General features: G+C 67.0%; 18 protein-coding genes. 9 read left to right on the top strand and 9 right to left on the bottom strand.

From position 1 onward, the window contains the following. Nucleotides 1–85 precede the first annotated feature (85 nt). Nucleotides 86–439: a DoxX family protein gene (locus O3597_RS08260; protein WP_281603730.1), complete on the bottom strand. Its 354-nt coding sequence runs from the start codon at nucleotides 437–439 to the stop codon at nucleotides 86–88. Between the two features lie 298 nt (nucleotides 440–737). Here O3597_RS08260 and O3597_RS08255 point away from each other — a divergent pair, with 298 nt between their 5' ends. The 4 genes from O3597_RS08255 to O3597_RS08240 all read left to right on the top strand — a co-directional run bounded on the left by O3597_RS08255 (nucleotide 738) and on the right by O3597_RS08240 (nucleotide 4,835). Further along, nucleotides 738–2,063 carry a metallophosphoesterase gene (locus tag O3597_RS08255; protein ID WP_281603729.1) on the top strand — a complete coding sequence of 442 codons (1,326 nt, stop codon included), beginning with the start codon at nucleotides 738–740 and terminating at the stop codon, nucleotides 2,061–2,063. 65 nt (nucleotides 2,064–2,128) lie between these two features. Next, nucleotides 2,129–2,752 (top strand): phosphatidylserine decarboxylase, encoded by a 624-nt coding sequence (locus tag O3597_RS08250; RefSeq protein ID WP_281603728.1) that lies wholly within the window; start codon nucleotides 2,129–2,131, stop codon nucleotides 2,750–2,752. Nucleotides 2,753–2,794: 42 nt separating this feature from the next. Continuing rightward, nucleotides 2,795–3,172 (top strand): DUF485 domain-containing protein, encoded by a 378-nt coding sequence (locus O3597_RS08245; RefSeq protein ID WP_281603727.1) that lies wholly within the window; start codon nucleotides 2,795–2,797, stop codon nucleotides 3,170–3,172. Between the two features lie 34 nt (nucleotides 3,173–3,206). Beyond that, nucleotides 3,207–4,835: a cation acetate symporter gene (locus tag O3597_RS08240; RefSeq protein ID WP_281603726.1), complete on the top strand. Its 1,629-nt coding sequence runs from the start codon at nucleotides 3,207–3,209 to the stop codon at nucleotides 4,833–4,835. Nucleotides 4,836–4,900: 65 nt separating this feature from the next. On the opposite strand, the gene O3597_RS08235 is transcribed toward O3597_RS08240, so the two are convergent. Together O3597_RS08235 and O3597_RS08230 are read right to left on the bottom strand one after the other, a co-directional pair. Further along, complete coding sequence (locus O3597_RS08235; RefSeq protein ID WP_281603725.1) at nucleotides 4,901–5,707, bottom strand: MarR family transcriptional regulator; 807 nt, start codon at nucleotides 5,705–5,707, stop codon at nucleotides 4,901–4,903. 154 nt (nucleotides 5,708–5,861) lie between these two features. Continuing rightward, on the bottom strand, nucleotides 5,862–8,594 hold the full coding sequence (locus O3597_RS08230) for a LuxR family transcriptional regulator (RefSeq protein ID WP_281603724.1): 2,733 nt from the start codon (nucleotides 8,592–8,594) through the stop codon (nucleotides 5,862–5,864). Nucleotides 8,595–9,294: 700 nt separating this feature from the next. Between O3597_RS08230 and O3597_RS08225 the strand changes: the two genes are divergently transcribed. The 4 genes from O3597_RS08225 to O3597_RS08210 all read left to right on the top strand — a co-directional run bounded on the left by O3597_RS08225 (nucleotide 9,295) and on the right by O3597_RS08210 (nucleotide 14,323). Continuing rightward, nucleotides 9,295–10,518 carry a 3-deoxy-7-phosphoheptulonate synthase gene (locus O3597_RS08225; protein WP_281603723.1) on the top strand — a complete coding sequence of 408 codons (1,224 nt, stop codon included), beginning with the start codon at nucleotides 9,295–9,297 and terminating at the stop codon, nucleotides 10,516–10,518. A 156-nt stretch (nucleotides 10,519–10,674) separates the two neighbouring features. Further along, nucleotides 10,675–11,859, top strand: coding sequence for a methionine adenosyltransferase (gene metK / locus O3597_RS08220; RefSeq protein ID WP_281603722.1), 1,185 nt, complete (start codon nucleotides 10,675–10,677; stop codon nucleotides 11,857–11,859). Between the two features lie 2 nt (nucleotides 11,860–11,861). Then, a complete protein-coding gene (ahcY, locus tag O3597_RS08215) occupies nucleotides 11,862–13,301 on the top strand; it encodes an adenosylhomocysteinase (RefSeq protein ID WP_281603721.1) in 1,440 nt (479 codons plus the stop codon). Between the two features lie 56 nt (nucleotides 13,302–13,357). Beyond that, complete coding sequence (locus O3597_RS08210) at nucleotides 13,358–14,323, top strand: carbohydrate kinase family protein (RefSeq protein ID WP_281604502.1); 966 nt, start codon at nucleotides 13,358–13,360, stop codon at nucleotides 14,321–14,323. Nucleotides 14,324–14,545: 222 nt separating this feature from the next. Here the strand turns inward: O3597_RS08210 and O3597_RS08205 are convergent, their stop codons facing one another. The 5 genes from O3597_RS08205 to O3597_RS08185 all read right to left on the bottom strand — a co-directional run bounded on the left by O3597_RS08205 (nucleotide 14,546) and on the right by O3597_RS08185 (nucleotide 20,888). Continuing rightward, nucleotides 14,546–16,033: a vanadium-dependent haloperoxidase gene (locus tag O3597_RS08205; protein ID WP_281603720.1), complete on the bottom strand. Its 1,488-nt coding sequence runs from the start codon at nucleotides 16,031–16,033 to the stop codon at nucleotides 14,546–14,548. A gap of 83 nt (nucleotides 16,034–16,116) precedes the next feature. Continuing rightward, nucleotides 16,117–17,181 carry a methyltransferase gene (locus O3597_RS08200; protein ID WP_281603719.1) on the bottom strand — a complete coding sequence of 355 codons (1,065 nt, stop codon included), beginning with the start codon at nucleotides 17,179–17,181 and terminating at the stop codon, nucleotides 16,117–16,119. Nucleotides 17,182–17,251: 70 nt separating this feature from the next. Further along, nucleotides 17,252–18,859, bottom strand: coding sequence for an FAD-dependent monooxygenase (locus O3597_RS08195; protein ID WP_281603718.1), 1,608 nt, complete (start codon nucleotides 18,857–18,859; stop codon nucleotides 17,252–17,254). A 56-nt stretch (nucleotides 18,860–18,915) separates the two neighbouring features. Continuing rightward, complete coding sequence (locus O3597_RS08190) at nucleotides 18,916–20,556, bottom strand: hypothetical protein (RefSeq protein ID WP_281603717.1); 1,641 nt, start codon at nucleotides 20,554–20,556, stop codon at nucleotides 18,916–18,918. Then, the gene (locus O3597_RS08185; RefSeq protein ID WP_281603716.1) at nucleotides 20,553–20,888 is read right to left on the bottom strand and encodes a DUF485 domain-containing protein; all 336 of its coding nucleotides are present in this window, start codon (nucleotides 20,886–20,888) and stop codon (nucleotides 20,553–20,555) included. Before O3597_RS08185 ends, O3597_RS08190 begins: the two co-directional genes overlap by 4 nt. Before the next feature lie 245 nt (nucleotides 20,889–21,133). Between O3597_RS08185 and O3597_RS08180 the strand changes: the two genes are divergently transcribed. Continuing rightward, entirely contained in the window at nucleotides 21,134–21,883 is a 750-nt protein-coding gene (locus O3597_RS08180; RefSeq protein WP_281603715.1) for a DUF6081 family protein, read from the top strand. A gap of 42 nt (nucleotides 21,884–21,925) precedes the next feature. Here the strand turns inward: O3597_RS08180 and O3597_RS08175 are convergent, their stop codons facing one another. Next, nucleotides 21,926–22,627, bottom strand: coding sequence for an SDR family oxidoreductase (locus tag O3597_RS08175; RefSeq protein ID WP_281603714.1), 702 nt, complete (start codon nucleotides 22,625–22,627; stop codon nucleotides 21,926–21,928). Nucleotides 22,628–22,865 lie beyond the last annotated feature (238 nt).

The raw sequence follows: 22,865 nt of genomic DNA, 5'->3' as shown, positions 1-22,865 counted from the left end.
ATTTGCGATGGCTAGCTCGGGGCCACATCGTGGAGCTGTCCGACAGCGACGCCGGTCGGGTGGCGGCAGCAAGGAGGTCAGCGGCTCATCGCGAACTGGATCCAGCGGGCCAGCGTCTGGCCGCGACCACGGCGCACGCGATGCCGAGCAACACTGTCACCGAGGTCATGGCCGGTGACAGGACCATGAGGTTGGCGACGCTGGCGCCGGCCATGACGCAGGCCATGCCGAGGCCGGCGAATCCGGCCAGCCGAGGGATCAGCAGGCCGCACCCGCCGGCCAGTTCGACGACGCCGGTGACGTACCGAAGCCACTGACCGAGGCCGATCAGATCGAACGTTCGAATGGACGACGGAGCACCCGTCAGCTTCGCCACCGCCACCGAAACGAAGATCGCCGCCAGGAGCGCCTGCAGGCACCAGAGTGCCACGGTCAGCACACGTCGCCGTGGTCGTACCGGCGCGGTCGGCGGACGTTCAGGCGTCATCATCGGCTCGCTCCCCGCGGGTCTTCTCCTCCGAGAGCCACCAGGCTTCTCTCCGCTACCAGGGAGATTCCCAGCACCCATTGCCGGCCGGTACCACGCATTCGCGCCGTTGCCGGCGCGGCTTGCTGCGGCCAAGGCCCACCATTCGGCCCGGATCACGTAGACACGTCATTGCCTGCACCGCCAGCGCTTTTAGTATATGCCGAGCAGGATGAACGCCGCTTTCGAATCAACACGAGCAGGTGTGTAAATGCTGACGGACAATCCGGCTATCTTTTTCGCAATCATTGCTCTGCTTGCGTTGTCGATTCACCTTTATCTGTGGGCACGACTCGTGCGGTCCACCACCTCCCCCGGCAGATGGCGCCGGGTCGGCACGGGGGTGATCGTCACACTCGGGCTCGTCGGCGTCATCGGTTTCGCGGTCACGCGGACTGTCGGAGTAGACGCCTGGTGGCTGGCGTGGGCGGGTTACGGATGGATCGCCCTGATGTTCTACCTGCTGCTCGCCCTACTGGTGCTGGAGATCCCGCGCCTGGTGCTCACGCTGTGGTGGCGCGGGAGCGACCCAGGGGCCAGGACCGAGGTGCCCCGGCCGCGGTCCGCGTCGCCGTCGACCTCGGTGGCGACCGCGACGGTAGGTTCACCAACACCGCAGCGCCCGGTCGGAGGAGCGACGACGAGTCCCCGGCAGACCAAGGAGACCGAAGCTGCGCATCGGCGTTCCGGGCCCGCCAACCCGGAGCGCCGATTGTTGCTCTCTCGCGTCTGCGCGCTCACGGCGTGCACGGTGGCGGCGGGCGTCACCGGCTACGGTCTACGCACCGCGTTCAGCGACCTGCGTACGACGCGGGTCCGTATCCCGCTGGCCACGCTCGATCCACGCCTTTCCGGTTTTCGTATCGCAGTGGTGAGTGACACCCACTTCGGCCCATTCATCCATCGGGAGATGGCAGAACGAATCGTCCGCATCGTCGATCGAGAACAACCCGACATGGTGGTGATTCTGGGCGACCTCGCCGATGGCACGGTAGCGGAGATCGGACGCGACACCGAACCACTGCGGCAGCTGCGGTCCCGCCACGGCACGTACTTCGTGACCGGCAACCACGAGTACTCCTCCGGCGTCGAGGAGTGGGTCGATCAGGTGCGTGAACTGGGGATACGACCTCTGCTCAACGAGCGGGTGGAGATCACGTCCGGAGGCGCCGCCTTCGACCTTGCTGGCGTCAACGACGTCATGGCTCCGATGTACGACAAGCAGGGTCCGGACTTCGCCAGCGCGCTGGACGGCCGGGATCCGGCCCGCTTCTCGCTCCTGCTGGCACATCAGCCCGTGCAACTGCACACGGCCGTCAAGTACGGCGTCGACCTGCAACTGTCGGGGCACACCCATGGTGGACAGACCGCGCCCTTCGACCGGCTCGTCGGGCTGCAACAGCCGGTCGTCGCGGGCCTGGCGAAAAAGCAGGACACCTCGATTTTCGTCACCCGGGGCGCCGGCTTCTTCGGTCCGCCGGTGCGCGCCGGAATCCCGCCCGAGATGGCGATCGTCGAGTTGCAGGCGCGCGGATGAACCCGTCGGACCAAACAGCGGACGGGCAGCCAGGCCGCCCTGGTGTTCGGGGCGGAGGCGGTGCGATGGTCGAGCGGGGTCTGCCGCGACTGGCGAAGGGATCGAGTCCCTGGCTCGTCCCGGCGGTCGCGTTGACCGCTGTCACGGTGGCCGCGTCGCGGCGGTCGCGGACGTGCGCCCTCGCCGCACCTCCCCTTGCCACGTTGACCGGCCTGATGCTGTGGTTCTTCCGCGATCCTGAGCGGGAGCCGGCCCAGGGCCTCGTACTCTCCCCCGCTGACGGCTTCGTACAGCGCATCGACTCCCGCCCGGACGGCCGCACCCGGATCTCCATCTTCATGAGCCCGCTGGACGTCCACGTCAACCGCGCTCCGTGCGACGGCCTCGTGGTCTCGGTCGAGCGGGTGGCGGGCGGGTACCTTCCCGCCTTCAACAAGGACAGCGAGCGCAACGAGCGCGTCGTGTGGCGTCTCGACACCACGCTCGGCGAACTGGAATTCGTACAGATCGCCGGCACCGTGGCGCGACGGATCGTGCCCTACCGGTCAGCCGGCGAGGCGGTCCGGCGGGGCGAGCGCATGGGGCTGATCCGGTTCGGCTCCCGAGTCGACGTGTATCTGCCTCCAGATGTCACTCCCACCGTCACCGTCGGACAGCGAACACGTGCGGCGCGTACGCCTCTGGCCTAGCGGACGGCCGGCGCCTGCCCATCCCCGACGAAGGGAAGCTCGATGGCCACGCAGGAGGGCATCAGGTCGACCCCGGCGGACCCGCACGGCAGCAGCGCGGTCTCGTCGGACGACACACAGGCCTACGTCGACCTGCAGCAAAGCCTCGCGTTCACCCGGCTGCGGTCCCGATCGCGTCGGTACCTCACCGCGATGGCCGCCCTGTTCCTCGGCGTGTTCACCGCCATCATCGCGCTCATGACCTGGACGCCCGAACCACTCCATGGGCAGGGCGTCGGCATCGATGTGCCCACTGTGCTGGCCGCCGGCCTGCTCGTACTTCCCTGCGTCGTCGCCGTCATCCACCTGCGCTACGCAGGCCGTCGTCTTGATCCCCTCGCCGAGATCGTCCGGGCGCAGTTCGACAGGAGCCGACGATGACGCTCGGCCCGTCACATCGGGCGCGGCCGTCCTGATGATCTTTAGCCTGATCATTCTGCTCGTGGTCTCGCGCCTGGGGCGCGCCCGTGACACCTGCTCGGACTTCTACGTCGGGGACCGGAACTTCACCCCTCGACAGAACGGTCTCGCCCTGTTCGGCACGTTCACGATGATGACGTCGTTCGTCGCGCTCAGCGACCAGATCGCATTCCACGGCCGTCACGGCGTCCTGCTGGCCGCCGGCTTCGCCGTGTCGTGGCTGGTCACACTGTTGCTGGTCGCCGAGCCGCTGCGGAACACCGGCAGCTACACCCTCGGTGACACCCTGAGCCTACGCATGAGGGCGAGACCGGTCCGCGTGGCTGCCGGGACCGTCACGCTCGTGGTGTCCTTCTTCTACATGACGATCCAACTGGTAGCTGCGAGCAACCTGCTCGCGCTGCTACTCGGTCTGGAGACAGGGGCGGCTCGGGCACTGATCGTCCTGACCGTCGCCGGCCTCACGGCCATGACCGTGTACTACGGCGGAATGCGGGGAACGACCTGGACCCAGATCATCAACGCGGTCCTGCTGCTCGCGGCCGTGCTCGTGCTCGCGGGCGCGCTACTGGCCGACTACCGCTTCGACGTGGCGAGGCTGTTCGGTGACGCGGTGAACGGTGCGACAGCGAGCAGCAGAAATCTGTCGGGGCCGAGCCTGGCTGGAGACGGCACGCCGCAGCCGCTGGAGCTTTCCTCCCAGCTACTCACCATCATGGTGGGGCACGCCGTGCTGCCGTACCTCTTCATCCGCTTCCTGACCGTGCCTAACACCCGGGACGTCCGACGTTCAGTCTCCTGGTCGATCTGGCTGATCACCCCGTACTACCTGCTCATCGTCCTGATCGGCTTCGGCGCCGCCGCTCTGGTGCCCCTGGGTGGGCTCGTGGCGCCCTCCGGGCAACGCTCACCCACGGTGTCCCTGCTGGCGGGCGAGCTCGGTGGGGTGCCGATGCGGGTGTTCATCGCGTCCGTCGTCTTCACCACGATCGTCGCGGTGACCGCCGGACTCGTACTTGTCGCCGCCGCCAGTTTCACCCGCGACATCCATCTGAACCTCGCCAACAGCCTGCGTGGCGGGGAACAGCACGAAGTGGCCGTGTCCCGCCGCGCGGTGATGGTCATCTGCCTGCTGCTGGCCGGCGGTGCCATCCTGTTGGTGGACGCGAACCTCGCGTTCCTCATGTCGCTCGACGTGACCATCGCGGCGTCGTCGGTCTTCCCCGCACTGCTGTTCGCCTGGTTCTGGCGGAGATTCAACACGGTGGGTGCGCTCTGCTGCCTGTACGGAGGCATCGCGGTCACCCTGGTCCTCGTCACCTTCTCCCCTGCCGTGTCGGGCGACCCGCTGGCGCTCTTCCCGGACGCCGATTTCGCCTACCTGCCGTGGCGGCACGTGGGCCTGGTGACCATTCCGGTGTCCTTCCTCCTGGGCTACCTCGGCGCCGTCATCAGCGCTGAGCGCGACGACGCCAAGTACGCCATGATGCAGGTACGGGCGCTGACCGGCGTCGGTGCCGCCGAAGCGGTTGCGGCCGGACCCGCCCTGCCCGACTCCGAGGGCGTACCGGGCGTGCCTGCACGGTCACGACGGCGGCTGCCATGGCAGAGACACCGGTACTGATCAGGCCAGAAGCGACAGAGGTGCGCTGGCTTCAGCCGGTGGCTGCGAAGAGCAGTTCCGCAGGGCTACTTGACAACGTCGGCTCCCTCCGGAGCCGACGCGGCGTGGTCGATCGCGTGGAGGAGAAACTCGACTCGCGTCCTGAGTTCCTCCGCGGTTCGCTGGAACTGTGCGTAGCTCTCCTCGGCTGTCTCGACCTCGCCGGCCGGATCAGGCACGCTCCAGTGAAGCACGGTCCCCGCCCGCGGAAAATCGGGACAGACCTCGCGGAGGCGATCGCAGAGGCTGATCACGTAGTCGAAGCGCTGGTCCAGGAAATCGCTCAGGTGCTTCGGACGCCGCTTGGTCATGTCGATGCCACTCTCACCCATGACCCGCACCGTGTTCGGGTGCAACGGCTTAGGCTGGCCTCCAGCACTGGCCACGGCTACCCGGGCGCCGCCCATCTGCTGCAGTATCGCCTCGGCCATCTGCGACCGGGAGCTGTTGCCGGTGCAAAGGAAGATCACCCGCACCGGCGACCCGTCCGGCCGACCCGGATCCGGTCCGGGTGGCGCCAGAGTGGCCGGAACAAGCCGCAGACCGGGGTGCAACGAAGCGCCCGCTTCGGCGAGCAGGTCACGGCAGGCGCGGAGGTTGAGGCTGTAGTAGCTGTCCCGCTTGTCTGCCGAGCTGCGACGAACCGTCACCAATCCGCCTGCTCGCAGCTGCCCAAGGTGGTACGAGGTCAGGCTCTGCTGCTGGCCGATGAGCTCCATCAGCTCGCGGACCTGTCGGTCACTACGCGCCAGCTCGGTCAGCAACCGCCACCGTACCGGGTGCGCCGTGAGACGGAGGACTCCCGGTGGCTCTGGATTGAGAACGGGATACACAGGCGGGATTTTACATCAAATCAGTTAGTTGAATAGGCGAGGTTCGGTGTTTCGTACGAGTTGTACGGGTGATGCCTCCTGGCCACGGCCCGGCGGGCGACACTCCGCCGCGATGCTTGCCGGACGGAACGTCTCGCCAGCACCCGTCGAGGCCTCACGACGACTCGTGCGAGATGAAGTGTTTGGTCAACTCAACTCGCGTCCGGATGCCCAGTTTCGCGAAGACACGTCGCAGATGGCTGTCAACCGTGTGCGGCGACAGGAACAGCATGGTGGCCGCCTCCCTGTTGGTCCGACCGTCCACGATGGCACGCACGACGCGCAGTTCCGCAGTCGTCAGGCTCTCCCAGCCGGACGTGGGCCGATCGGCGCCCGGGCTGCGTGCCGGTAGGCCGAGGTAACGAAGCTTCGCCTGCACCCGGCTCGCATCCCGCCGCGCGCCGCACTGCTCGTAGATGTCGAAGGCAGACTCGAGCAGCCGGGCCGCTTCCGGCTGGTTCCGGGCGTTCTGTTCCTCCTTTGCGGTGTCCTCCAGCGCGACACCCGCCGCCAACCGACGGCCACTGCGGCGATAGTGCTCGACGGCGCGGTGCATGGCGGCGAAGTCGCCGCGCAGCAGTCCCTCCGCGTGATCGGCACCGGCGGTCAACGACTCCGCCTCCGGATACCGATCGGCGAGGGAGCGCGCGATCCTCACCGCGCGTTCCGCCTCGGCGGCGAGTCCCGCCTTGCGGGCCATGCGCACCAGCAGCGCAGCTGCGGTCGGCGCCTCGGCGAACAGAAGTCTGTCCGGTCCTGCCGCCGCACCGGCGCCGAGCAGCGCCTGCACCCCCTGGTTCGGACGCCCGCTCGCGGCGTGGAACTGTGCCAGCGCCCAGTTGAAGCTGAGCTGGTCGGCGGAGTCCTGATGCACAAGTCGTTCGGCTTTACGCAGGTGCTCACTGGCCGTGTCCGGTTCACCCAGGTGCAGGCTGATCCGTGCCAGGAGCGCGCGTGCCGGCACCGAGTCTTCCGGTCCCGACCGGTCCAGGACGCGAAGCCCGGTCTCGGCGGCGAGGCGGGCTTCGTTGAGCTGGCCGGCAGTCACCAGAAGTTCGGCGTGGTGCCCGTGCCACCGTGGCTCCGACCACGCCCGGCCCGCTCGCTGTGCCTCCACTTTGATCGCGGCGCAGGCGGCGGAGGCGGCGTGCATCTGATCGGCCGCGACCAGGGCGCGGATCAGCCACGTCCAAAGCGGTTGTGAGCAGGTCGCACAGAGCCTTTCGCCGCCGAGACGCGACCGGATTTCGGCGCTGCCTGCGTCACCTGCCGGAGCTGTCCGGACGGTCGACGGGCCATCACCGCCGCCAGCAGGGACCGGACCCGCGGCTGCTGCCCATCTACCCTCGACGGGCAGGAGCACACCCGTCGGGAGTCGGTGGGTCGGCCCGCTGGTGATGTCGGCGAGCGCCCGCTTGACCGCCACCCGGTCCGATTCGTCGAGATCCCGCCGCCCCAACGTGCGCTGCAGCCACTCGACCGACATCCCGGCGCATCCGGCGGCGGTGAGCCCGCTGGCAAGATCGAGCACCAGTTGCACCTGGGCCGCGGGGGGAATACCGGCCCGTACGACGGGCCCGGCCAGCCTGCCGGCCTCCACCGCCCGTCCGGCCCCGGCGAGCAGGTTGACGGCACGAGCCAGTGATTGCGGAGCATTGTCGAACTGCCCGATCAGCGACCTCACCACCCGGACCAGGATCTCTTCACAGCCGCATACCGGCGAGTGCGACGGTGCTGTCCGAGCGACCGGGCGCTTGGCCGCACGTCCTTCCGCGTGGAAGCTCCTCGCCCTCGACCGCACGGGGCGCCGCATCCTGACACCGTTCTTGGCAAGCGTTGGGACATCCTCCGCTGACCGCGACGCAGAGTGCTGAAGAGCCTCGGCGACCAGGTCGTGCGCGAAGGCCATGGTGGTGCCGCTTCGGGTCAGCAGCCCGGACTGCACCGCCTCGTGAGCCGTGGCGGACACGTCAGGGCCGGTGTCACCGAGCAGGGGCGCCACCTCCGCCAGCGAGAATGTCCGACCGAGGCTCCTGCCCTGGACGAGCAGACGTCGGACCCGGTCCGGTAGCTCGCCCAGCAGGCGATCCAACGCGGAGACGAGGCCGTCCGGCAGGCGATCGGTGGAGGTGCAGGCCCTGCCCTCGACGACGACGATCTGACCTGCTTCCACCAACGCATCGAGGAGCATCTGCAGGAGTCGGGGGTTACCGCTGCAACGAGCCGCCCAGCTGAGCACCGACTCGTCCGGTGCGGCCCCCAGGGTGTCGGCGCACAGCTTCGCCACCATGCCCTCGTCCAGCGGCCCCAGGCGAAGCGACACCGCCGAACGGTCGATCAGCCAGCCGATGGCCTGCTGCGCGAGCGAGTGAGCAGGGATTGGCCGACGGGCGAGAAGCCACAGTACGGGCGACGAGGCGAGCGACTGCACGAGGTTCTGCAACGCCAGGGCGCTCACCTCGTCCGCTTGGTGGATATCGTCGAGGATCACCAGGAGAGGACGCCTGCACGCCGCCTTGTCGAACAGTTCGGCCAGACGATCGGCGAGCAGGAAGGGATTGACGTCAGGACGGACGAGTTCGTCGAATCCGAAACCGCCCGATATCAGGTGCCGAAGGAAGTTGACCAATTCCCGCACCGGCGTCGGACGGTCAGTTCGCCCCGCTCGCACATAGTTGACCGTGACACCCTGCTCGGCGCCGGCAAGGCTCGCTTCCCGCAGCAAGCGGGTCTTGCCGATACCGATCGGGCCCTCCAGGATAATGCATCCGCCCGTACCCTGCGCGACGGCCTCCACATGCCTGACCAGCGTCGAATAATTCCGTTCGCGCCCGACTAGCAGATGCATGCTTGCCCCCCGGTCGAAGCCGTATTCCTTAACTGCGACGCAACCATGCCCATGGATCCATGGTCAACAATTCGCGCACGCAATGGCGTAATCGCGTTATATCAAACCAGATTGATGTAGGTCAAGAGCGGGCCACCGGACCGCCAGTTCAAGCATCGAAGCGTCTCACTACATATGGTGAAAAGGCGCAAACATGGTGCTTAACCTTCGACAACCAGTCTGATGGGACCTGCTGGCTGCCGCAGTGACGATCGGCGGACCTGCGCAGGGCTTGCGGACATGCCGCAGGCGCTCTCGCAACTAGTGCACAACGGAGTCCATGCGTGCCGCCCTGCATGCGGCGGAAAAGCTCACAATAGACGGAAATGTCATCGCTGAGGCCGACCTGAGACGCGGCGACAGGGCGCCCACAACCAGGCCCTGAGGGATACCCGACCGCCAACGGACAAAATGGGACGGAAATAGTCAAACGAACGTTAAGGCGACGAGCCTGAGCGTCTTCGCCTTTGTGCCCGGAAGGCGCCACCGACCGTCACCGTGCGGGATCGCCGGCGGGTGGCCGCGCGTTCAACGCGAAGACGTGATGTGCGACGCCGACGGTTGGGTGAGGCTCTTCGATAACCCCGTAAGACGCGCTCCGGCACGCTCCACTCACCGACTGGTTTGGGGCAAAGCAACACATTGAGCGACAGGATTAGACATGCAACCACCCAGCGCTACTGCGGAGTTTGTCCAGACCTGGCCATGGGAGGGCATGCCGGCAACACAGCAGCCAGATTGGCACAACCACACCGACCATCACGAGGCATGCACAAGACTGGCCAGCCTAGCACCGCTGGTGACATCCGAAGAAATTAACAATCTGCGTACGTCCCTCTCGACACTCCCGGGCGGGGACGCCCTTCTCCTGCAAGCCGGCGACTGCGCGGAGAGCTTCTACGAATCCAGCGGTCCACACATTGCCGAAAAGCTGCGCGTTCTCGACAAAGTGGCCGAGCATCTGCGGGATCTCACCAGCTCCCGAGTCATCTGCGTGGGACGAATGGGCGGGCAGTTCGCCAAGCCCAGATCACGGCCAACGGAGCGGCATGGCGACGGCCACATCCCCGCGTTCCGCGGGCACATGGTGAATTCGGAGATCGCCACGCTCTCACATCGACAGGCCAACCCGCGCCGCATGCTGTGGGCCTACGACGCGAGCGAGCGGGTCCAACGATCGATGCGTGACCATCGCCAGCGCCAGCGCCTCCGCCCCACCGTCGAGGGGCCGTGGTCCAGCCACGAGGCGTTGATCATCGACTACGAGAGCCGCCTCGTCCGCCGGGCAATCGCGACCGGCGAGCCGTACCTCGCATCGACGCACCTACCCTGGGTGGGAGATCGAACCCGTCGACCGGACGGCGCACACGTCGCACTGCTGAGGACGGTCACCAATCCGGTCGGCTGCAAGATCGGACCGGGCGCCACCCCGGACGAGGTCGCTCGGCTCTGCGAGCTCCTCGACCCGCGGCGCGAACCCGGTCGGCTCATCTTGATACCGAGAATGGGCCGGTCAGCGATTCGACAGGTCCTGCCGCCCATCGTCCGACGGATCAGCAGTTCCGGTCATCCGGTGGTCTGGCTGAGTGACCCCATGCACGGCAACACCCTGCTGTCAGACAAGCTCGGGCTCAAGACGCGGCACCTGACCGACATGATCACCGAAGCGCTCATGTTCCGCGACATCGTGGAAGCGAACCGCCAGCGCGCCGCAGGGCTCCATCTGGAGTTGGCAGCGGGTGACGTCACGGAGTGCATCGGAAGTTCCGTGGAGAGCGAGGAGGATCTGCTTCGCCACTACACCTCGCTGTGCGATCCGAGGCTCAACCTCGAACAGGCCGTCGATCTCATCGAGGCCTGGGCAAAGGGGGTGGTGAGCCGGTGATCACCTTCTCGTCGGCGACGGCCACGTCGTGCCTTTATGGCCGGCCGTCACACGTGCAGCGCCTCCTGTGTCCGCCCTGGCGCCAGAGCCGCGAGCGGAGAACCTCCGCCGCGGCCCGTACCCGGCGCTGACCTCATCCAGACCGAAAGGCGAAACATGCGACGTCTATTCACCTCCGAGTCGGTCACGGAAGGCCACCCGGACAAGATCGCCGATCAGATCAGTGATGGCATTCTCGATGCCTTGTTGACGCAGGATCCGCACAGTCGTGTGGCGGTGGAGACGTTGATCACCACCGGTCAGGTGCATGTTGCCGGTGAGGTGACGACGAAGGCGTATGCCGATATTCCGACGATCGTGCGGGAGACGATCCTGGGTATTGGTTACGACTCGTCGAAGAAGGGTTTCGACGGGGCGTCGTGTGGGGTGAGTGTCTCGATCGGTTCGCAGTCGCCGGACATCGCGCAGGGTGTGGACAACGCGTTCGAGTTGCGTACCGGGTCTTCGGAGAGCGCGTTGGACGCGCAGGGTGCCGGTGACCAGGGGATGATGTTCGGGTTCGCGTGTTCGGAGACGCCTGAGTTGATGCCGTTGCCGATCGCGTTGGCGCACCGGTTGGCGCGTCGGCTCGCCGCGGTGCGTAAGGACGGCACGGTGCCGTATCTGCGTCCGGACGGTAAGACGCAGGTGACGATCGAGTACGACGGTCTGCGGCCGGTGCGTCTGGACACGGTGGTGGTGTCCAGCCAGCACGCGGCGGACATCTCGTTGGAGTCGCTGCTGACGCCGGACGTGCGGGATCATGTGATCGCTCCGGAGTTGGAGAGTCTGGGTCTGGACACCGAGGGCTACCGGTTGCTGGTGAATCCGACCGGTCGGTTCGAGATCGGTGGTCCGATGGGTGACGCGGGTCTGACCGGGCGGAAGATCATTGTGGACACCTACGGTGGTTACGCCCGTCACGGTGGTGGGGCCTTCTCGGGTAAGGACCCGTCGAAGGTCGACCGGTCGGCGGCGTACGCGATGCGGTGGGTGGCCAAGAACGTGGTGGCCGCGGGTCTGGCGGAGCGGTGTGAGGTGCAGGTGGCGTACGCGATCGGTAAGGCGCACCCGGTGAGCCTGTTCGTGGAGACGTTCGGTACCGAGACGGTGCCGGTGGCCTCGATCGAGAAGGCGGTCACCGAGATCTTCGACCTGCGTCCGGCCGCCATCATCCGGGATCTGCACCTGCTGCGGCCGATCTACGCCCAGACCGCCGCCTACGGCCACTTCGGCCGCGAACTGCCCGAGCTGACCTGGGAGTCCACCGACCGCGCCGCCGACCTCAAGTCGGCGGTGTGAGGATGACCGAGGGCGACTTCAAGGTGGCGGATCTGTCGCTCGCCGAGTTCGGGCGTAAGGAGATCCGTCTCGCCGAGCATGAGATGCCCGGTCTGATGGCGATCCGGCGCGAGTTCGCCGACGCGCAGCCGCTCGCCGGAGCGCGGATCACCGGGTCGCTGCACATGACGATCCAGACCGCCGTGCTGATCGAGACCCTGGTGGCCCTCGGCGCGCAGGTCCGCTGGGCGTCGTGCAACATCTTCTCCACCCAGGACCACGCCGCCGCCGCGGTCGTGGTCGGTCCGGAGGGCACCGTCGACGCCCCGTCCGGTGTGCCGGTGTACGCGTGGAAGGGCGAGAGCCTGGAGGAGTACTGGTGGTGCACCGAGCAGGTGCTCGACTGGCCCGACGGGGACGGCCCGAACATGATCCTGGACGACGGTGGCGACGCCACGCTGCTCGTGCACAAGGGTGCCGAGTTCGAGAAGGCCGGGGCCGTGCCGCCGGTCGCCTCGGCTGACTCCGAGGAGTACGCGGTCATCCTGGGCCTGCTGCACCGCTCGGTGGCCGCGAGCGGTCAGCGGTGGACGCGGATCGCCGCCGGTATCAAGGGCGTCACCGAGGAGACCACCACCGGCGTGCACCGGCTCTACGAGATGCACCGCGCCGGCACGCTGCTCTTTCCGGCGATCAACGTCAACGACTCGGTGACCAAGAGCAAGTTCGACAACAAGTACGGCTGCCGCCACTCGCTGATCGACGGCATCAACCGGGCCACCGACACGCTCATCGGCGGCAAGATGGCCGTCGTACTCGGCTACGGCGACGTGGGCAAGGGCTGCGCCGAGTCGCTGCGCGGCCAGGGCGCCCGGGTCGTGGTGACCGAGGTCGACCCGATCTGCGCGCTCCAGGCGGCGATGGACGGCTACCAGGTCGCCACGTTGGACGACGTGGTCGCCACCGCCGACATCTTCATCACCGCCACCGGCTGCTACGACGTCATCACCAACGAGCACATGGCCCGGATGAAGCACCAGGCCATCGTCGGCAACATCGGCCACTTCGACAACGAGATCGACATGGCCGGTCTGGCCAAGCGCCCGGATGTCACCCGGGAGAACATCAAGCCGCAGGTCGACCTCTGGCGCTTCGACGACGGTCACGCGATCATCGTGCTGTCCGAGGGTCGCCTGCTGAACCTGGGCAACGCCACCGGCCACCCCAGCTTCGTCATGTCCAACTCGTTCGCCAACCAGACGATCGCCCAGATCGAGCTGTACACCAAGACCGACGAGTACCCGATCGGCGTGTACGTGCTGCCCAAGCACCTCGACGAGAAGGTCGCCCGGCTGCACCTGGACGCCCTCGGCGCCAAGCTGACCACGCTGTCCAAGGAACAGGCCGCCTACCTCGGCGTCGCCGTGGAAGGCCCGTTCAAGCCGGACCACTACCGCTACTGAGGAGCTGGCCCGTGCCCACCACGCTCGTCACCGGCTCCATCGCCACCGACCACCTCATGCGTTTCCCCGGTCGCTTCGCCGACCAGCTCATCGCCGAAGCCCTGGACCGGGTCTCCCTGTCATTCCTCGTCGATGATCTGATCATCCGTCGCGGTGGTGTGGCCGCCAACATCGCCTACGGCATGGCACTACTCGGCCAGCGTCCGGTGCTGGTCGGCGCGGCCGGCCCGGACTTCACCGACTACCGCTCGTGGTTGCAACGCCACGGTGTCGACTGCGGCTTCGTGCTGATCAGCGACACCGCGCACACCGCCCGATTCGTCTGCACCACCGACAGCGACAACTGCCAGATCGCCACCTTCTATCCCGGTGCCATGACCCAGGCGGCAACAATCGATCTGGCGACGGTCATCGGCACCGGGCCGGTCGACCTGGTCCTCGTGGGCCCGGACAATCCCGCCGCGATGCTCAGGCATGCAGACACCTGCCGACGGATGGGCCCGCCCTTCGCCGCCGACCCGTCTCAGCAGTTGGCGCACATGTCGGGATCCGACATAGCGGCGTTCATCACCGGAGCGCGGTACCTCTTCACGAACGAGTACGAGTACGAGCTGCTGCTCAGCAAGCTGGCCGTGTCGGGTGCCGTCCTGCTCGACATGGTCGACACGGTGGTGTGCACCCTGGCGGCCGACGGGGTCCGGCTCCGCACCCGCCATGGGCTCACGCAGGTGCCGGCCGTGCCGGTCTCCTCGGTCGTCGACCCCACCGGGGGCGGCGACGCCTTCCGTGCCGGCTTCCTCACCGGAGTCACCCGCGGACTACGGCTGGAGCTGGCCGCCGCCCTCGGCTGCCAGCTGGCGGCCTACGCGATCGCCGAGCACGGCACCCAGGAGTACCTGGTCGCGCCGGAGCGCCTGATCGCCGACCTCACCACACACTACGGTGCCGTGACGGCAGCAGCGGTGCGCTCAGCACTGGCACCGCAGGCGGACATGGCTCGTCCGGCACCCCTCGATCGGTAACGTCACGGCGCAGGACCGGTTCCGCTCCCCGTACGGCGGAACCGGTCCACCGGCGTGTCCGGTCTGCGCGACCCGCCCACCCGCACGGCGCTCCTGCCTGCGCACTCGCGCCGGCGACACCGGCGCGGGTCACTGCTCGCCGACGACACATCACATCGGCTGCACCGACAGCCGGCGGCGGCGCCCGTGAATCGGGCGCCGCCGCCGGCTAGGGGAAGGTGTTCAGCGGCCGTTGATCTTCCGCTGGACGAACTCGTAGACGGAGTCGCCGACCTTCGGCGCGTACTGCTCCGCGTTCTCGGTCGAGGCGCGGAAGTGGACTCCGCCCCACAACCTGCTCTGGCTGCAGTCCTGAGCCATGTCCGTCAGATTCTCCCAACGAAGAGTCATATCGCTCGCCGGAGTGATCCCCGGCTCGATCTTCGACGACCCCTTGTCGAGGGGAACGGTCATGACAAGCTGGTCGGTGCCGAGGAAGCGCCGCGCCGCCTGGGCGTAGGCCAGGCAGAACGAGGACGATCCGGACGGGTACTCGGTATGGTCCGCGGTCTGCAGATAGCTGCGCCATTCGTTTCCGGTGATGTCGTCGACAGTGCCTCTGCCCGGGCCACCCCACGCCGTCAGCTCCTTGTTCCCGTACAGGTAGCGGATAGCGGTGACCGGCCGGACGGCGTCGAACTTCCGCTTGAAGTACCAGGTGGCGACGGAGACGTCGAAGATGGCAAGGTCGACGGTGGTGACGTAGTGGACCGCCTTTTCGATGTCGAAGTTGCCCTGCTGGAAGGCGGCGGTGCCGGCGATGCGACCAAGGGAGTAGATCTTGTCGTTGAAGAACTCCGCCGTCATCTTCTGGCGATCGGTCAGGTTCGCCGACGCGCGGAGGACCTCGTCGGCCTGACGCTTGTACGCGAGTCGGTTCCGGTGGTTGCTCGCCACCGGCGGGACAACCCGGAACTCGGCCGGAGTGCGGTACGAGACCGGCTTCACCCGACCCCAGTGCGGGGTGACGAACTCCTGCGCTCGTCGGATCCCGTTCGAGTTCCGGATCAGCGGCTGCCAACGCGAGGGGTTGCGTAGCTTCGTCGACGTGTTCACCGGCTGGTATCCGGTGTAGTCGGCATAGGGCTGCAGGTTGTACTTGCGCCCGCCGGCGTCGCCGTCCCGGTTGGAGCCGTCGTCCTTCCGCGCCTCCAGCACGGCCTTGCTGGCACGGACGCCGATGTCGGCCGGACGGCTCACATCCTCGGCCGGGTCGTCCGGGTCAAGACCGACCGACTCCAGCATGGTCCGGAACTCGGACCGGAACTCGGGAAAGAGGGCGTTCAGTGAGGTGTAGGCGGCGTAGATCACGGCGATGTTGCGGTTGCGCGTCGTGGCCTCGCTACGCGGCTGCCGCCCAAGGTTGGAGTAGATGCCGACCGCGGTCGAATGGTAGGGCGCGATGGCGTCGAACCAGGCCACCTCCACCATGAGAATGTGGTCGGCCACCAGGGTGGCGTCGTCTCCCCCCGGCGTCACCGAACGGACCGCCTTCTGGAACCGGGGGTAGATCACCTCGGTGAGGGCGTTGCCGTTGTCGAAGTCGAACCCGGCCGCTTTCTGCTGCGACACGGCCGTCGTCGGGACGAGCGTCACCGCCAACACCACAGCGGCGGCGACCGCTCCCCACGAACGCAGATGCCAGCGCCAGGGGCGCTTCGGACCACTCAACCTTTTCTCCTTCCGTGCCGTCCTTCCGGTCTCGCCGGAGAAGGACGAACCTTACGGACAGCCGCTGTTGCGCTTCGTCGCCTCTAGCGGTTCTTCGTCGCGCAGAGAATGCCGTGCGCGACAAGAGCATCCGCCGGCATTTCGGCCGGTTCCTGGGAGACCGCCTTCGTGACCGTGAATCCGGCCTCCTCGAGCCACCGGGCGTAGGTGGACAGCTTCTGGGGCCCGCCCTGACCCATCGAACAGCCAAGGAAATAGGTCGGGAAGAAGTCCACCGCGCAGGAGCTCTTGATGTCTTCGGAGTAGACCGGTCCCAGGATGTTCACCTGTCCACCCGCGTTGAGCGCCTGGTAGGTGTTGCGAAGGATCTGCATGACCTGCGGCTTGTCGAACATGTCGAGGAAGTGTTTGATCAATACGACATCGAAGCCCTGCGGCACCTCAAGAAAGACGTCGCCGCCGATGAACGAGCAGTGCTCCTCGACCCCGTGTGCCGCGAAGTTCCGCAGGCACTCCGCCTCCTTCTCGGGCAGGTCGAACGTCGTCACCCGCAGATCGCGAGATCCCTTTGCTCGATAGGCCAGGATCGCCCCCAGACCGGTGTTGCCGGCAAGGTCCAACACTCGAGCGTCGGCCGCCATGTCGATGTTGTCGAAGAACCAGGGATCGATGTGGGCGGTAACGGCGTCCATCATCGCGCTCCACGACCGGCGGAGTTCCTCGTGCTCGGCCAGGGCGCCGTAAAGGTTGCCTCGGTACCCGTAGATCTTCTCGAGGCCGACCGGCGTGCCCCGGCGGACGCTCTCGGTCAGGTGGAAGGACTGCCGGAGCACGACCATCTTGACCATGTTCATGATGGCGAGCACCCGCTGCAGATCGTCGTCGGCGAGCGCGTCGAGTCCGGCGAGAGAGTAGTGTCCCGACTCCTCGTCGTACGCGACGAGATCGTCCTTCACCAGCAGCTGCATCAGTTGCTCGATCGCCTCTGGGGCGGCGTCCACCTCCTTGCCGAGTTCGTCGGCCGTCCCGCTGCCGATGAGGTGCAGGGCGTCGACGATTCCGAGTTCGAAACAGGCCAGCACGTTCATGAATCTCGCGGGGCCCACCAGATATTCACGGAATCGCTCAAGTGTCCGTTCTCCAGTCATGCCGCACCCTTCCTGTCAAACTCGGGCAGTACGCGCCGTCGGCCGCCCGGCCTGCCGCCGAATGTCGTTCTCACTGGGCAGGAGTGACGCCGAGAATCCGCCGCACCACCGCTGTCGCATCCACCGGCGACCTGTTTCCACGCCAGGCGACGTGCTGGTCGGGCCGGACCAGGACCAGATCCCGTTCCCAGCGCTGCCGCGCGCTGTCGTCGGTCACCACCGTGTGGTGCAGCGGCATGCCTTGGGCGCTCGCCGCATTGAGGAGCCCGTCGGCCCGGCCGTCTCCGGCGAAGTCGACGAGCGTGAAGCGCTGGCCGAGGTGGTCGAAGATGAGCTCACCGGTGTGCAGCCGAAGGCTGGGTGGACGACTTCCCGGCCAGGTCGTCGGCGTGTAGCGCCAGGGGCTCCACTCGGGCTCGACGGTGTTGTCCGAGCAGATGACGGGAGAATCGTCGTACCGGTATCCGAGCTCGATCCCCCGATACTCGTTCTCGCCCCGTTCCGCCTCCAGGAAGGACGCCACGGATTCCAGCGAGGCACCGGCACGCAGGAGCGTGCCGGCCTTGAGGTGCACACCCAGGTGCCGATGCGAGGTGTGCATGTTGCGCAGACCCACCGGGCGGCGCTCGGCCTCGTAGCTGTCGAGCAGGCCCGGACCGCCGTAGCCCTTCAGGACAGCGGCGAGTTTCCAGGCGACGTCGACCGCGTCCCCGATGCCGCTGTTCATCCCGTACCCACCGGTCGGGAACATCTGGTGTACGGCGTCACCGGCGAGTAACACCCGGGCGGACCGGTACTGATCCGCGAGCAGGAAGTTGGGACGCCATCGGGACGTCAACAGCACCTTGTCGATCGTCAGGTTCGTCTGCATCGTTTCGCGGAGAAATGCCGCCGGGTCGGCTGGTGGCGGATCGAACTCCGTGGGATCCGTGCCGTTGACGTGCACGGTCCAGGTGTCCACCTCGTCCTGGGAGATGATGACGTAGCGGAACGCGAAGTAATGCCAGAACGGCCCGTGCCGGTGCAGGGTGGACAAATCTGTGCTCTTGAAGTGCACCATGTAGGCGTTGGGAAGTTGCGGCACGTCGAACCCGGCGAGCCCGACACCCACTGCCTTGCGGACCTGACTCGACGCGCCGTCACAGCCGAGCACGTACCGCGATCGGATCACGCGGCGGCTGCCGGTCAACACGTTGACCAGATCGCTGCGCACCTCGTCGTCGTCCTGCACGAGTGAGTCGAGATACCAGCCACGACGAAGGTCGATCAAGGGGTGACTCAGACAGCGGTCACGTAGGACCGGTTCGAGGTTGATCTGAGAGATCCGCTGTCCCGGCTCGGCCGGCTGCGTACCGTCGTTTCGCTCGACGATCCGTCGCCGCTCCTCGGCGACGGATGGTATCGCCCACGTGGTGATGGGCTGTCCAGCAAGGCCGGTCGACCACACCACATCGGCCGGGTGTGCTGCCCCCACCCCGGCCGATCGAATGTCGTCGACAAGGTTCAGGTGTCGGAACAGCTCCATGCTGCGGGGATTGACGAAGTCAAGTTTCGGGTGGTTGCTGGTTTCGAAAGCGGCGTCGACGAGGACGCAGGACACGCCGTGGTGGGCGAGCGTGAGGGCCGCGACCATGCCCACAGGGCCCGCGCCCACCACGAGAACCGGTGCCGGATCCACAATTGCCTCCTGAGGTGTGGGAGCGGCCGTGCCGCTCCCACACACCGTCGGACCGTTCAGGTGCTCAGCCGGATCTCTGGTCTGGCGGGGTCGGATTCGGGACTACCCGGGGCGGAGTCCGAACTGGGCTGGCCGGCAGCTGCGTCGAGGCCGGTAAGGGCACGGACCTGAAGTTCGGCGAAGCCGGCGTCGTTGTGTTCGCGACTGCTGATCGTGCCCACGAAGCCCAGTAGGAAGGCGGCCGGAACTCCCAGCAGCGCGGGGTCGATGTTGAAGAGGTGGAAGTCCACGCCGGAGAGAAGTGCGACAGGGCTGCCCGACATGAGCGGTGAGAACAGGAACACCAGCGCGGTCGCCCCGAGCCCGCCGAAGACCGACCATCGCAGCCCTGCGGTGTTGAACCGCTTCCAGAACAGTGAGTAGACCACCGCCGGCAGGACGGCGGCACCGGCGAAGCTGATCGTTCCGGGAAGCAGCGCATGGATGTTGACCTGCAGCAACAGGGTGCCCACGACCGTGGCGGCGAGTCCGACGATCACCGTGTTGCGCCGGGCCGCTCGCAGTTCACCGGCCGGATCCGACGGGCGCATCGCGTAGACGTCCCGGGTCAACGAGGTCACCGCGCTGATCAGCAGTGCGGCGAGCATCCCCACCACGATGAGCAGGGCGGTCGCCGCGAGGAGCCCGACCAACCACGAGCCGCCGATGAAGTCGGCCAGGATTGGCAGCGTGGTGTCCCGGGTGGGCGGGATGAAGCCGATGTTCTGTCCGCCGATAAGCCCGACAGCGCCGAAGGCGAGCACGGCGACGCAGAGGTAGAAGCCGCCCACCAGCAGGCCTGCCCAGCCGGCGGACCGGCGTGCCTCGGGCCCGGAGGTAGCCGTGAAGTGACGCATGAACATGTACGGCAGTGCCGCGTGCCCGACGAACGCGACGAACAGCTTCGACAGGTGCCCGAGGGGTGTGCCGCCGAGGCTGAACTCGCGGCCTGGGCCCAGCAGGTCGTAACCGGCGGGATGGGGCGCCGCCTTGGCTTGCGCGTCGTCGAGCAGCTGCATCAGGTTGAACCGGTACTTCATCAGCACGCCGACGGTCAGCACCGCCACCACCGCGATGACCAGCAGGGCTTTCGCCACCATCACGCGCGTCGTGCCGAGCATGCCGCCCACGAGCACGATCACGGTGGCGATCACACCCATGCCGGCCACCATCACGGCGCGCCCGGTGCTCGAGTCGACCCCGAACAGCAGTCGAGCCACGATGCCGCCAGCCTCCATCATCACCATCGCGTACGTGACGAAGAGCAGGAGCGTCACGGTGATCGACGCCGCCCGGGCCGTCCGCTCCTTCGCGCGCAACGCGAACACGTCACCGATCGTCTGTCCGCCGATGTTGCGCAGCGGGCCTGCGAAGATCAGCAGGGCGATCAGCCAGGACATCGCGAACGCCGCCGAGAAGAGGAAGGCGTCGAAGCCGCCGAGCGCAATGTGCCCTGTCATCGTGAACAGCGTGGTGAACAGGATGAAGCCGGCGAACAGCGCCAGGGCGTTCTGCCCGGTGCCTATCCGACGACCCGCGAGGTAGAAGTCCGTCGGCGTGGTGTGGGTGCGACGCGCGGCAACCACCGTGGCGAGCAGTGCCACCGCGAGGACGGCGGAGATGGCGACTCCCACGGCGACCGCAGTTCCATTTGTCATCGAAGGTTCCCTTCGAATTCCGCGCGGATCTCGTCGGCGAGGGGGTCCAGCCGGGTCCGTGCGTACTTGAGATAAGCCACCGTGATCGCCAGTACGAGAGCGAAGGTGACGAGGACGAAGAGCAGCCCGACGTTGAACGACCCGACAATCGTTCGGCGGTAGAAGCCCGGCGCGTAGGCGCCGAGCAGGATGGCGAGGAACCACCATCCCGTGAACGCCACGCACGCACGCAGCGTGAATGTCTGTGCGTTGCGACGCAGGACCGTGAACTGAGCGCTGTCATGTACCGCGGAATAGCGATCGCTGTTCGACGGGGAGTTCCTTTTGGCCATGACACCTCCTCCTCGTGACGTGACGGCAGGTAGGCAGCATCTGCCATGTCGCCCCGTACGGGCATGCCCCATACACGGGATTCCGGATAGGGCCGGAAGATGGCGTGGGCCGCTGCACCTGATTCACGCGATGGTGCGATGTACGGCGACGGCCACGCCGCGTCAAGGTGGTGCACGTCCGGTGGGGGTGTGATCGCCGGACGTGCGGCAGAGCCGCCAGGACACGGCCCGTTCGAGGAGGTTGAGTGAGCACGACCCCAGCACCGACGGCCTGGACCTACGACGATTTCACGGCACCGGTGATCGATTCCGACCGCTGGGAGCTGCTCCGGGTACCAGGGCCCGACGGTGTGCTGCACACGTACCAGGACCGTAACGCCCGACTGCACTCCGGCGACGGCGGCTTCGAGATGAGCATCGTGCCATTCAGCCGCTTCCACGACACCAGCCCGATCCAGAACAACGCCAAACAGATGTACCGCTCCGTTCAGCGTTTTCTGGTGCCGACGCAGGGTGAGTTGCGGTTCGAGGTGAACATGGCGGTGCGCACGTACGGTCAGGTGCCCTACGACCTACTCGATGCATTCGGCACGGTAAATGTGTTCGACCTCGAGACCGGAGTCGTGTTCAACGTGGCGGCAACCAACGACACCATCTACGCCGTCGTCGAACGGCTGGCCCTGCCGGGGATCGTTCGATCGGACGAGCACTACGTCCATCGCGTGGTGCTGGATGTACCCACCGAGCCCGGGCGCGAGCACCACTACGCCATCACCTACCGTTCCGACAGTTCCGAGGCGGCCTGGTACGTCGACGGTAGGCGGGCCTACTGGGCGCGGATCCCGGTGCCGGTAGCGGGTTTCCACGCGGGAATGGCGCTCTTCTCAGCCCGTGATCTCGCCCGCTACTCACGGGCGGAGCGCGAGCACGGACAGGGAGCGACGGCGCGTTGGAGCGGTTGGACGATCGACGGTTGCGCTCCGACGGTCCGCTGAGCCGTTCGGAGCGCACGGTAGCCGGCGACGGCGACGGCGACGTCACACGAGCAGTTCTCCCCCGTCGATGCTGAGATTGACGCCGTTGACCGCGGGATTCTCCAACAGGAACATGACCGCGTCGGTGCAGTCCTGCATCGTCACGAGCCGCTTGGTCGGAGTGCGGGCCATGGTGGCCGCGCGGACGTCGGCCTTCGTGCGCCAGTACGGGGTGTCCACCACCAGACTGGGGTGCAGGGCGTTGAACCGGATCGGCGCCAGCTCCGTCACCAACGTCCGCACCAGCGCACTTATGCCTCCGTTGGCGGTCGTCACCGTCGTGGACCCGGGATAGGGCCGATGCATGGCCAGTCCGCCCAGCAGTACCGCCGCGGCGTCGGCGGGCATCCGGGACGAGAGGGCGTGCACGACGGTGGTGTAACCGATCAGCTTCATCGTCAGCGTACGGGCCGCGGCATCGGGCCGGTAGTCACGCACGGTGTTGTGATCCCGCTCGAGCGCTGTGATCACCAGCCGGTCGACCCGGTGCACGTCGGCCAGCGCGGCCGGGATCCACTCGGGCTCCGCCAGGTCCACCGCCAGCCCACGGGTGCGGCCGCCGATCTCACCCGCGACGCTCTTCGCGCGGTCGTCCGTTCGACCGGTGACGACCACGTCGCAGCCACGTTCGGCGAACGACGCGGCGACGTGCCGCCCGATCCCGGAAGTCCCACCGACGACCACGACGTGGACAGGCTCGGACACTGTTCCTCCCCATGGGGTTGCGCTTTGTGGGTCGGGCAGACCGTACCGAACCTCTGGCCCCGATTCGTCACGTGTTCACGGTGTCCCTGGTACGGCGAGGTGCCGGCGGGGGGCTCCACGAGCGGCGGACCCGACCGTGCTGAACCACGTGAATGGGCGATGCCCCGACCGGCTGTCAACCGTGAGGCTCAGCATTGCCATTACCCGCACCGTAGCGGCGGTATCTCCGCGGCGATTA

This window comes from Verrucosispora sp. WMMA2044, from assembly GCF_027497155.1.
In the GTDB taxonomy this organism is placed as follows: domain Bacteria; phylum Actinomycetota; class Actinomycetes; order Mycobacteriales; family Micromonosporaceae; genus Micromonospora; species Micromonospora palythoicola.
Note: the sequence above shows the minus strand (reverse complement) of the source record. Positions and strands in the feature narration are given on the sequence as shown.